Annotated in this window: 6 protein-coding genes; 3 read left to right on the plus strand and 3 right to left on the minus strand. The window is 64.5% G+C overall.

Translation table 11 applies throughout. The features are described from left to right. Window positions 1–40: 40 nt before the first annotated feature. Window positions 41–2,461: a 3-hydroxyacyl-CoA dehydrogenase/enoyl-CoA hydratase family protein gene (locus tag EPN31_RS15195; protein ID WP_291774975.1), complete on the minus strand. Its 2,421-nt coding sequence runs from the start codon at window positions 2,459–2,461 to the stop codon at window positions 41–43. Window positions 2,462–2,674: 213 nt separating this feature from the next. On the opposite strand from EPN31_RS15195, the gene EPN31_RS15200 reads away from it, so the two are divergent. From EPN31_RS15200 to EPN31_RS15210, 3 genes are all read left to right on the plus strand, one after another. After that, window positions 2,675–3,463: a hypothetical protein gene (locus EPN31_RS15200; protein ID WP_291774978.1), complete on the plus strand. Its 789-nt coding sequence runs from the start codon at window positions 2,675–2,677 to the stop codon at window positions 3,461–3,463. Window positions 3,464–4,364: 901 nt separating this feature from the next. Beyond that, window positions 4,365–9,047: a glutamate synthase-related protein gene (locus tag EPN31_RS15205; RefSeq protein WP_291774980.1), complete on the plus strand. Its 4,683-nt coding sequence runs from the start codon at window positions 4,365–4,367 to the stop codon at window positions 9,045–9,047. A 14-nt stretch (window positions 9,048–9,061) separates the two neighbouring features. After that, on the plus strand, window positions 9,062–10,525 hold the full coding sequence (locus EPN31_RS15210) for a glutamate synthase subunit beta (RefSeq protein WP_291774983.1): 1,464 nt from the start codon (window positions 9,062–9,064) through the stop codon (window positions 10,523–10,525). Window positions 10,526–10,578: 53 nt separating this feature from the next. Here EPN31_RS15210 and EPN31_RS15215 read toward each other — a convergent pair whose 3' ends face one another. Beyond that, window positions 10,579–11,511, minus strand: coding sequence for a 3-keto-5-aminohexanoate cleavage protein (locus EPN31_RS15215; RefSeq protein WP_291774986.1), 933 nt, complete (start codon window positions 11,509–11,511; stop codon window positions 10,579–10,581). A gap of 81 nt (window positions 11,512–11,592) precedes the next feature. Beyond that, the gene (locus tag EPN31_RS15220; RefSeq protein WP_291774989.1) at window positions 11,593–12,537 is read right to left on the minus strand and encodes a 3-hydroxyacyl-CoA dehydrogenase; all 945 of its coding nucleotides are present in this window, start codon (window positions 12,535–12,537) and stop codon (window positions 11,593–11,595) included. Window positions 12,538–12,548: the final 11 nt, after the last annotated feature.

A 12,548-nucleotide genomic window follows, 5' to 3' on the forward strand; every position in this document is an offset into this window, starting at 1 on the left:
GAAGCGAATTTCCGGGTTCCTGGAAACGCGCATCCGCCCTTCAGTTGCGGACCGGCTTGCCGGTCTTGAGCACGCTGTCGATCCGCTCCTGGGTCTTGGAATTGGCGAGCAGCGACAGGAAGGCCCGGCGCTCCAGCGCATGCATCCAGGCCTCGTCCACCAGGCTGCCCGGATCCACGTCGCCGCCGCACAGCACGGTGAAGACCTGTTCCGCCACATGGAAGTCGTAGTCGCTGATGTAGCCGCCCACCCGCATGTTGACGAGCTGCGCCCTCAGCGTAGCAATGGCATCGCGTCCGGCGACCGGGAACCGGGTCGGTAGCGGCGGATGCCATCCCTGGTTGGCCAGGTTGGCGGCCTCGCGCACCGCCACATACAGCAGTTCGGACCGGTTCATGACGATGGGATCGGAATCGCGCAGATAGCCCATGGCTAGCGCTTCGGATGCGGATTTGGACACGCGCGCCGTGGCGATGTTGAGCGCAAAGCGCTTGGCATACGCCAACAGCGGCGCGTCCGGTGCGGACTGCGCCTGGATCTCGGCCGAGTGCCGCGCGCTCCAGGTCAGCCCGCCAGCCCCCGGCACCAGCCCGATGCCGGCCTCGACCAGCCCGATGTAGGTCTCGAAATGCGCCACGCGGCGCGCGCAGTGCACGGCCAGCTCGCAGCCACCGCCCAGCGCCAGGCCGGACACCGCTGCCACCACCGGCACCTGGGCATAGCGCAGACGCAGCATCACCGCCTGCATTTCCTGCTGGATGGCTGCGACCGCCTTGACGCCGCCCGCCTTGAAAGCGGGCAGCATGGCCTTCAAATCCGCCCCCGCCGAGAACGGGTCCTCGAGCTGCCCCACCACCAGCGCCCGGTATTGCCGCTCGGCCACGGTGACCGCGTGATCCAGGCCATGCACCACATCGGGATCCAGCGTGTGCATCTTGGTCTTGAAGGACGCGATCAGCACGTCCTGGGGATGCGGCGCCGGCAAGGTCCAGCACAATAGGCCGCCATTTTCGAACACCACCCGGGGCACGATGGAAAGGTCTTCGCCCACCAGCCGCGGCGCACCGATCTGCCGCTGATAGACTGGCAGCTCGCTGCGCGGCAGATAGCGGTTCTGGGACGGACTGAAAGAGCCCTCAGGCGTGTGCACAGCCTGTTTGTCCCACACCGGCCCGCTGGTGACCCAGGCCGGAAGCGGAGCATCCGACAACGCCTTGCCTGCCGCGATGTCATCCGCAATCCAGCCCGCGACCTGCCGCCAGCCGGCCGATTGCCAGATCTCGAACGGGCCCTGCTGGTGGCCAAAGCCCCACTTCATGGCCTGGTCCAGCTCCCGTGCGCTGTCGGCGATGTGCGCCAGATGCACGGCGCTGTAATGGAAGGTGTCGCGCAGCACGGCCCAGACGAACTGTGCCTGGGGATGCGCGGAATCATGCAGCGCCCGCAGGCGTTTGGCGGGGTCCGGCTCCTTCAGAATGGCCTTGACCTCGTCGGCGGCCTTCTCAGTAGCAGGAACGTAATCGGCCTTTGCGGGATCCAGACGCAGGATGGCCTTGCCGTCCTTGCGGAAGAACCCGGCTCGCGCCTTCTGCCCCAGAGCGCCCTTGGCGATCAGGCCGGCCAGCACCGGCGGCGTCGCGAAATGCGCGCGAAACGGATCGTCCGGCAGCTGCTCCTGCATGGTGCGGATGACGTGTTCCAGCGTGTCCAGGCCCACCACGTCCGCGGTGCGATAGGTGCCGGACTTGGCGCGGCCCAGGAGGGTCCCCGTCAGATCGTCCACCAGTTCATAGGGCAGGCCAAAAGCCTGGGTGTGATGAAAGACCGACAGGATGCCGAAAACGCCAATCCGGTTGCCGATGAAGTTCGGCGTGTCCTTCGCCCGAACGACCCCTTTGCCCAGCCGCGTGGTAAGGAACGTTTCCAGTTGATTCAGCAGCTCCGGCTGCGTAGCGGCGGTAGGGATGAGCTCCACCAACGTCATGTAACGCGGCGGATTGAAGAAGTGCACGCCGCAGAACCGGTGCCTCAGGGCTTCGGGAAGCGCCTCGGACAAGGCCGTGATGGACAGCCCCGAGGTGTTGCTCGCCACGATGGCCTCCGGGTTCAGGGCCGGGGCGATGCGGTGGTATAGATCGCGCTTCCAGTCCAAGCGCTCTGCGATAGCCTCGATGACCAGGTCGCAATCGGCCAGCAATTCCAGGTCATCGTCGTAATTGGCCGGCACGATGAAATCGGCCAGTTCGGCGCGGCCCAGCGGCGCCGGATTCAGCTTCTTCAGCTGAGCCAAGGCCCCGTGGACAATGGCGTTGCGGTCGCCGCCGTCCTGCTTCGGCAGGTCGAACAGCACCACCGGAACCCCGGCATTGACACAATGGGCAGCGATCTGCGCTCCCATGACCCCCGCGCCACACACCGCCACACGGCGAATGAACGGGGAAGCGGTCTGACTGGTAGGCATGATGAATATCCTTGGTCTGAAATGTCCTGGCCCGGTCCCGGCCCGGGACGCCAGCGGCAATTGCCTCAACCGCCAGCAGCCGTGCTTTCACTCCCTATAATAGGCTGACGGTCCTGCGCATAGGCTGCGGTCCTTCACGGGCTGATGACTCTGCGTCCCGGCCCGCATTCCTCCGCAGGCCGATGACCCTGCGTGATCTGATCAAGCTTCATTATGGCCCGTTTACCCCGACTTTACGCCCCGCGCATTCCGCAACTGGTACAGGCGCGCCTCGCACGCCCGCTGGCGTTGCTCGGCGAACCTGCGCCAGCCGCCGCGCTGGACCGCATCCGGGGCTGGCTGGCCGAGGCCGTGCAGGACACGGCTCCACTCTCGATGCACGCCTGGGCCATTTTGCCCGATGCCATCACGCTGCTGGCGACCCCCGGGAATGAACAGGTCCTGTCCAGCGTGATGCAGGCGCTGGGCCGGCGGCTGGGCTCGGGGATGCTGCGCGCACGCGTCTACAGCGGCCGCTACCACAACGCGCTGCTGGAACCCGGGCGCTGGGTGCTGCCGGCGATGCTCTGGGTGGAGACCCTGGCGGTGGCCAACGGCCACGTCGGACAGGCCACCCAATGGCCATGGTCGTCGGCGGCGGAACACTCAGGGCTGGCCGGCGGTTCCATGCTGGACGGCCCGATGCTGACCGACCACCCTGACTATTGGCAGATCGGAGACACGCCGTTCGCCCGCCAGGCGACATGGCGCCAGCGGTTGACCGGTGGCGTCAGCCAGGCACAACGCACCCAGATCGAGGCTGCACTCCACGGCCAATGGGCGCTGGGCGAGAAGATCTTCCTGACGCACCTGGGCCGGCTCGCCTCCAGACGCGTGACGCCCGCCCCCCGAGGGCGCCCCCGGAAGGACAGTCAGTCCACCGATGAATCCCGAACAGGGGGCGAGTCCCGAACACGGCGCACACCCGAATACGGAACGTCGCGGAGCCGCCCCGACCGGTAACGGTAGCGGGACCACTCGTCCTGCGCGCGCCACAGCTCATCCGGCGGCTCGGGAACCAGCTGCGCCAGAATACCCAGCCGGCCCATCGCCCTCAAGTAGCTGATAGCCGCCACCATGGGGTCTCCCTTCTCGACACGCCGCAACGTCGCCTCCGACATACCCAGCTCGCGGCAGAAGTCCTTGGCCTTCAGACGCTGGTCGACTCGCTGCGTCCGAATACAGCGTCCCCAGAATTCAAGCCTGATCTTCGGCACATAGTCCGGCTGCAGATCCGCCGGCAATCTTCCCAACGCCTTCAGATCATCGAGAAGCCCACGATATGCTGAGTCCTGCCACTCGTCGAAGAAAGCATTGATCCGCGAGAAGGCATCCCTCCCCCGCGAGGATAGCCGGATAGAACGCGGAACTGAACGGATTCATGGCGATTCCAGCACACGCCGAGTGGCGGCAACTCCCGACACTACCGCCAAAAAGATGCAAATATTTACGCAACATCAGGAAACACCCGATGAGCCGACGAACACCCACGAACTGCCGGTAAATTCATGCAAGCCAACGTAATACATGCGTCCCTATTTTTATTCAATAAATCCAAACAAATCTATAAATGGGGACGTATCAAATGAAACCCTATTGCCAGCACGGTCCACCCGGCGTAACTTTTGTCTTCCACGGTGCGCTGCAGCATGCACGATGGTCAGTAGGCGTGATCGCAACGAGCCGCCTCCGGATGCACTCAGAAGAGAGACCGGTGACCCGCATGCAGCCGCACACCGTGCCCTAATTGGCTGTACACCGCATGGCTGCACCCTGTGTGGTCACGCACCGTGTCCCGTTTTTTGGCTCGGGTCGGTTGCCGGCGTCGGTAACTGGCCTCCTCCACCTTTCTTTGAGTGTCGTCATGATTGACTCCGCGACCCGCACTGCGTCCAGCACGCTAGGCCTCTATCACCCTGAATTCGAACACGACGCCTGTGGGGTGGGCTTCGTGGCCCATATCCAGGGACACAAGAGCCATACCATCATTCAGCAAGGGCTGAAGATCCTGGAAAATCTGAACCACCGGGGAGCGGTGGGTGCCGACGAACTGATGGGCGACGGCGCCGGCATCCTGATCCAGATTCCTGACCAGCTCTACCGCGAAGAGATGGCCGCACAAGGCGTGACGCTGCCGCTGCCCGACGATTACGGCGTGGCCATGGTGTTCCTGCCCAAGGAAACGGCCTCGCGGTTGGCCTGTGAACGCGAGCTGGAACGCGCCGTGCGCGACGAAGGCCAGGTGGTGCTGGGCTGGCGCGACGTACCCATCGATCACGAGATGGAAATGTCGCCTACGGTGCGCGCCTGTGAACCGGTGATCCGCCAGCTCTTCGTGGGGCGCGGGCCGGATATCATGGTACCCGATGCGCTGGAACGCAAACTCTACGTCATCCGCAAGACCGCCAGCCACGCCATCCAGCGCCTGCAGCTCACGCACGGCCAGGAATATTTCGTCCCATCGATTTCGGTTCGCACCGTGGTCTACAAAGGCCTGCTGCTCTCCGGCCAGGTGGGTCAGTACTACCGCGACCTGACCGACACACGGGCGGTGACGGCGCTGGCAATGGTGCACCAGCGGTTCTCCACCAATACCTTCCCGGCCTGGCCGCTGGCTCACCCTTACCGCATGATTGCGCACAACGGCGAGATCAACACGGTAAAGGGCAACTTCAACTGGCTGCGTGCGCGTGAAGGCGAGATGCGCTCCGCGGTCCTGGGCGAAGACCTGTCCAAGCTCTACCCCATCGTCTACGAAGGGCAGTCCGACACGGCGACGTTCGACAACTGCCTGGAGCTACTGGTGATGTCGGGCTATTCGCTGCCGCACGCCATGATGATCATGCTCCCCGAAGCCTGGGAACAGCACGCGGACATGGACGAGTCGCGTCGCGCCTTCTACGAATATCACGCCGCGCTCATGGAACCCTGGGACGGGCCGGCGGCCATCACCTTCACCGACGGGCGGCAGATCGGCGCCATCCTGGACCGCAATGGCCTGCGCCCCGCCCGCTACCTGATCACGGACGACAATCTCGTCGTGCTGGCCTCCGAAGCCGGCGTGCTGCCGATCCCCGAGCACCGCATCGTCAAGAAATGGCGCATGCAGCCGGGCAAGATGCTGCTCATCGACCTGCAGCAGGGCCGCATCATCGAAGACGAGGAAATCAAGTCGCAGCTCGCCAACGCGCACCCGTACCCGCAATGGATCGAACGCCTGCGCCTGAAGCTGGAAGACCTGCCGCCGCTGAAGGCCGAGGAACCGCCGGTGCCCACGGCCAGCTTGCTGGACCGCCAGCAAGCCTTTGGCTGGACCGAGGAAGACTTCAAGTTCATCCTGCAGCCCATGGCCACGAACGGCCAGGAAGCGATCGGCTCCATGGGCAACGACGCGGCGCTCACGGTGCTGTCGGACCGCCCGAAGCCGTTCTACAACTACTTCCGCCAGATGTTCGCCCAAGTGACCAACCCGCCGATCGACTCGATCCGCGAGCAACTGGTCATGTCGCTGGTGTCGTTCATCGGCCCCAAGCCCAATCTGCTGGACATCAACAACGTCAACCCGCCGCTGCGGCTGGAAATCAGCCAGCCCGTGCTGGACGAAGAAGGCATGGCGCAGCTGCGCCACATCAGCGAACAGAGCAGCGACAAATTCCGCTGCCTGGAGCTGGACATCAGCTACCCGGTCGCCTGGGGGGCGCAGGGCATCGAAGCCTGCCTGGCCTCGCTGTGCGCCAGCGCCGCCGACGCCGTGCGCAGCGGCTACAACATCCTGCTGCTGAGCGACCGCAAGGTGGATGCCGACCGCGTGCCCATCCCGGCGCTGCTGGCCACGTCGGCCGTACACCAGCATCTGATCCACACGGGCCTGCGCACCCGCACGGGCCTGATCGTGGAGACCGGTTCGGCACGTGAGACGCACCACTTCGCATTGCTGGGCGGTTACGGCGCCGAAGCCGTACACCCATGGCTCGCGCTGGAATCGCTGGCGCAATTCCCCAACCCGGAGGAAGCCACCCATAACTACATCAAGGCGATCGGCAAGGGCCTGAAGAAGGTCATGTCCAAGATGGGCATCTCGACCTATATGTCCTACACCGGCGCGCAGATCTTCGAAGCCGTGGGCCTGCACAGCAGCCTGGTGAAGAAGTACTTCCCGGGCACGCCCAGCAACATCGAAGGCATCGGTATCTTCCAGGTGGCCGAAGAGGCCCTGCGCACGCACCGTGCAGCCTTCAGCAACGACCCGGTGCTGGCCACGCGCCTGGACGAAGGCGGCGACTACGCCTTCCGGATCCGTGGCGAACAGCACATGTGGACGCCGGACTCCATCGCCAAGCTGCAGCACTCCACGCGATCGAACGACTATTCGACCTTCAAGGAATACGCCCAGCTCATCAACGACCAATCAAAGCGCCTGATGACGCTGCGCGGGTTGTTCGAGTTCAAGGTTGACCCGGCCAAAGCGATCCCGCTGTCCGAAGTGGAACCCGCGAAGGAAATCGTGAAGCGGTTTTCATCGGGCGCCATGTCGCTGGGGTCGATTTCCACCGAGGCGCACACCACGCTGGCCGTGGCCATGAACCGCATCGGCGGCAAGTCGAACACGGGTGAAGGCGGCGAAGACCCCATGCGCTATCGCGCCGAGATGCGCAACGGCAAGCCCACGGTACGCAAGGGCGACACCATTGCCTCCGTGCTGGGCAAAGACCGCGTGGTCGCGAACATCCCGCTGGCGGCCGGCGATTCGCTGCGCTCGCGCATCAAGCAGGTCGCCTCGGCGCGCTTCGGCGTCACGGCCGAATACCTGTGCAGCGCCGACCAGATCCAGATCAAGATGGCGCAGGGCGCCAAGCCTGGCGAAGGCGGGCAGCTTCCGGGCCACAAGGTCACGGACTACATTGCGCAACTGCGCTACTCGGTACCGGGTGTGGGGCTGATCTCGCCCCCGCCGCACCATGACATCTATTCCATCGAGGACCTGGCCCAGCTCATCCACGATCTGAAGAACGTCAACGACAAGGCATCGATCTCCGTCAAGCTGGTGGCCGAAGTCGGCGTCGGCACAGTGGCGACCGGCGTGGCCAAGGCCAAGGCCGATCACGTGGTGATCGCCGGGCACGACGGTGGCACGGGCGCCTCACCCCTGTCCTCGATCAAGCACGCCGGCATTCCCTGGGAAATCGGTCTGGCCGAAACGCAGCAGACACTGGTGCTCAACCGGCTGCGCAGCCGCATCCGCGTGCAGGCCGACGGCCAGATGAAGACCGGGCGCGACATCACCATCGCGGCCATGCTGGGCGCCGACGAATTCGGCTTCGCCACCGCACCGCTGGTGGTCGAAGGCTGCGTGATGATGCGCAAGTGCCACCTGAACACCTGCCCCACTGGGGTCGCCACCCAGGATCCGGTGCTGCGCAAGAAATTCAACGGCAAGCCCGAATACGTCGTGAACTACTTCTTCTTCGTGGCCGAAGAAATGCGCGAAATCATGGCGCAACTGGGCATCCGCACCGTCGATGAACTGATCGGCCGCGCGGACCTGCTGGACATGCGCAAAGGCATAGACCACTGGAAGGCGCACGGGCTGGACTTCAGCCGCGTGTTCTACCAGGTGTCCACCACCGATCCGGTCCACAACACGGAGCTGCAGGATCACGGGTTGGAACTCGCGATGGATCACCAGCTGATCGAACGCAGCAAGTCGGCGCTGGAGCGTGGCGAGAAAGTCTCCTTCATCGTCCCGGTGCGCAACAAGAACCGCACCATCGGCGCCATGCTCTCGGGTGAGGTGGCACGCCGCTTCGGCCACGAAGGGCTGCCCGACGACACCATCCACATCCAGTGCAACGGCGCCGCCGGCCAAAGCTTCGGCGCGTTCCTGGCGCACGGCATCACGCTGGACCTGGTGGGCGAAGCCAACGACTATGTGGGCAAGGGCCTGTCAGGCGGGCGGCTCATCCTGCGCTCGCCGAACGACTTCCGTGGCTTCGGCCCGGATCACATCATCGCCGGCAATACGGTGCTCTATGGGGCCACAGAAGGCGAGGCCTATTTCAACGGGGTCGCGGGCGAGCGTTTCGCCGTCCGCAATTCGGGCGTCACGGCCGTGACCGAAGGCACGGGCGACCATGGCTGCGAATACATGACGGGCGGCACCGTGGTGGTGCTGGGCGAGACCGGGCGCAACTTCGCCGCCGGCATGTCGGGCGGCGTGGCTTATGTCTGGGACCCGGAGCACGTCTTCGCCAAGCGCTGCAACACCGAGATGGTGGTGCTCGAACCGGTACAAACCAACGCGCAGCAATCCTCTGAAGGCGAGCGCCAGTTCTGGCACAGCCTGGTGCGCCACGGTGAGCGTGAGACCGACGAGACCATTGTGCGCCGCCTGCTTGAGAACCACTTCCGCTACACCGGGAGCTTCCGCGCCCGCGAAATTCTGGAGGACTGGGCTCAGGCCTACCGCGCTTTTGTCAAAGTCACCCCCACCGAATACCGCCGCGTTTTGAGTCAGCTCTGGGAAGCCTCCCACGCAAAGGCCGCGTAAAGGAAACACACATCATGGGAAAGATTACCGGTTTCATGGAATACGCGCGGGTCAAGCCGGCCACCGAGCCGCCCGAGGCGCGTCTGCATCACTGGAAGGAATTCATCAAGCCGCTGACGGAAGAAGAGGCGCGCATCCAGGGGGCGCGCTGCATGGACTGCGGCGTGCCGTACTGCACCCACGGCTGTCCAGTCAACAACATCATTCCGGACTTCAACGACCTGGTCTACAAGTCCGACTGGAAGCGGGCGCTGGACGTGCTGCTGTCCACCAACAACTTCCCGGAATTCACCGGCCGCATCTGCCCGGCGCCCTGTGAGGCGGCTTGCACGCTGAACCTGAACGACACGGCCGTGGGCATCAAGTCCATCGAGCACACCATCATCGAGCGCGGCTGGTCCGAAGGCTGGGTGGTACCGCAGCCGCCGGCGCGCAAGACCGGCAAAAAGGTGGCCGTGATCGGCTCCGGTCCGTCGGGCCTTGCGTGTGCACAGCAACTGACACGCGTGGGCCACCAGGTCACTGTGTACGAGAAGAGCAACCGGATCGGCGGCCTGCTGCGCTACGGGATCCCGGATTTCAAGCTGGAGAAGGTCAACATCGACCGGCGTCTGGCGCAGCTTGAAGCCGAAGGCATCGAGTTCCTGCCGTCCACCTACGTGGGCCGCGCCGAAAACGCGCCCGAAGGACTGACGGTGGTGGACGCCGACGATCTGCTGGCCCAGTTCGACGCGGTCGTGCTGGCGGGCGGCTGCGAGCATCCGCGCGACCTGCCCATCCCCGGGCGGGACCTGCGTGGCGTGCACTTCGCCATGGACTTCCTGCGCCAGCAGAACAAGATCAACCATGGCGATCGGATCGCCAAGCCCATCAACGCCAAGGGCAAGCATGTGATCGTGATCGGCGGTGGCGACACCGGCTCGGACTGCGTGGGGACCAGCAACCGCCAGGGCGCGGCCTCGGTCACGCAATTCGAACTGATGGTGCGTCCGCCTGATCAGGAAGACAAGCTGCTGACCTGGCCCTACTGGCCGATCAAGCTGCGCACGTCCACCTCGCACGAGGAAGGCTGCCAGCGCGACTGGGCAGTGGGCACGCAGGCCTTCGAGGGCAAGGGCGGCAAGGTCGAAAAACTGGTGGCATCGCGCCTGCAATGGACCAAGGACCGCGCCACCGGCCAGCTGAAGATGAAAGAAATGAAGGACTCGCGCTTCGAGATGCAGGCGGATCTGGTGCTGCTCGCCATGGGATTCGTGTCCCCGGTGCGCGCTGTGCTGGATGCGTTCGACGTAAGCGTCAACCCGCGCGGCAACGTGCTGGCCAACACGGACGATTACTGCAGCAGCCGCGAGAAGGTGTTTTCGGCCGGCGACATGCGCCGCGGGCAATCGCTGGTGGTCTGGGCCATCCGCGAAGGCCGGCAGTGCGCACGCTCGGTGGACGAATACCTGATGGGAAGCTCGCTGCTGCCGAGATAGGCGCGGCCGCGGGCCCCACATACAGCCGCCCGGGAAACGGGCGGCTGTACTGCTCAGAAGTTGACCTTGTCGCGGCCCTTGAGATGCAGGATTTCGCGCGCCTCGTCCGGCGTGGCGATTTCGATGTTCAGGGCTTCGAGGATCACCCGGATGCGGCTGACCTGCTGCGCGTTCGACGCAGCGAGTTGGCCCGGTCCGATCCACAGTGAATCTTCCAGGCCCACGCGCACGTTGGAACCCATGGCCGCGCCCATGGTGGCCAGCGGGATCTGATTGCGCCCGGCGCCCAGGATGGACCAGCGGTAGTCATCGCCGAACAGACGGTCGGCGGTGCGGTGCATGTGCATCAGATCTTCGGGGTCGGGGCCAATCCCACCCAGAATGCCGAAGACCGACTGGATAAAGAGCGGCCCCTTGGCGATGCCGCGATCATAGAAGTGCTTCAGGTTGTAGAGGTGGCTGATGTCGTAGCACTCGAACTCGAAGCGCGTGCCGTTCTCCGTCCCCCGCGTCAGGATCGTCTCGATATCCTTGTACGTGTTCTTGAAGATCAGGTCGCGGCTGTTTTCGAGGTGAGTGCGCTCCCAGTCGTACTTGAACTCCTTGAAGCGCTGCAGCATGGGGAAAAGACCGAAATTCATGGACCCCATGTTGAGCGAGGCAACTTCCGGCTTGAACGTCATGGCCGGCCGCATGCGCTCTTCGACGGTCATGTGCGGGCTGCCGCCCGTGGTGATGTTGATGACCGCGTCGGTAGTGGCCTTGATCTTCGTGAGAAACGGACGGAAGAGTTCGGGGTCCTGGGAAGGATGGCCGTCCTTCGGATCGCGGGCGTGCAGGTGCAGGATGGCGGCGCCCGCCTTTGCAGCTGCGATGCCGGCCTCGGCGATCTCATCAGCGGTCACCGGAAGATTCGGCGACATGCTGGGTGTATGAATGGCGCCCGTGACGGCGCAGGTGATGATGGCTTTGTGTGTGTGGGCCATGATGTTTCCTCTGTGTGGCATAAAGGGTGAAACGGCGCAGGCCGATCGCTGGCCTGCACCGGGTGACAGATCGGATCGCGTTCAATCCTTGGGCGGAGTCTCGGCCTCGGCCTGCCGCTTGTGCCGCAGCAAGGACATGAGCCGTTGATCACGCCACAAGCGGCGCTGCAGCAGCTCGGACTCGGGCAGTTGCTCGCGCCGCTGCCGTTCGACTTCGTGCACGGTATCGTCGGGCCAGCGCTCGCAGTCTCGCTGCTCCTGGGCAATCGAGGCATACATGCCGCCGTAGCGGGTGCAATAGTCGGCAACACCCCCTGGCGCGTTCAGATCGATAGTCTCGAATGGCCCCATGAAGACCCAGCGCAAGCCCAGTCCGTCCTTGACCGTGACGTCCAGGTCCTCGACCGTGATGGTGCCATCCTGCACCAGACGGAATGCCTCGCGCAACAGTGCGCCCTGGAGGCGGTTGAGCACAAAGCCCTCCAGCTCCCGGTGCACGATGACCGGTTTCTGACCCGCGCCGGACTGGATGCGGCGAGCGGCCTCGATGGTCGCGGCGTCCGTCCACGGCGCGCCGCACAGTTCGACCACCGGAATGAGATAAGGCGGATTCACGGGATGCGCGACCAGACATCGGCCGCGTCCCGGAAGATCCTCGGTGAATACTGAGGCTGGAATACTGGAAGTCGAACTGGCGAGCACCGTGCCGGCGGCCGCCAGGGCGTCCATCTGGCGGAAGATCTCGCGCTTGAGTTCGGGCTTTTCAGGCAGATTTTCCTGGACGTAGGCCACGCCTTCCAGGGACTGCGCGAGCGTATCGCACACCCGGACGCGCGCGCTCAGCCCATCCGCATCATCCAGCAGACCCTGCTGCACCAGCATCCTGGCCTGTCCGGCGATGAGTTCCACCGCACGCGCACGTGCCTGGGCATCCCCATCCCACAGCCTGACGCCATACCCGGCCCGGGCAAAGACAATGGCCCAGGCCTGGCCGATGAGCCCGCTACCGATGACTGCAACATCCATGTCGGTCTCCA

It is taken from the genome of Castellaniella sp., from assembly GCF_004321985.1.
Taxonomy (GTDB): domain Bacteria; phylum Pseudomonadota; class Gammaproteobacteria; order Burkholderiales; family Burkholderiaceae_B; genus Castellaniella.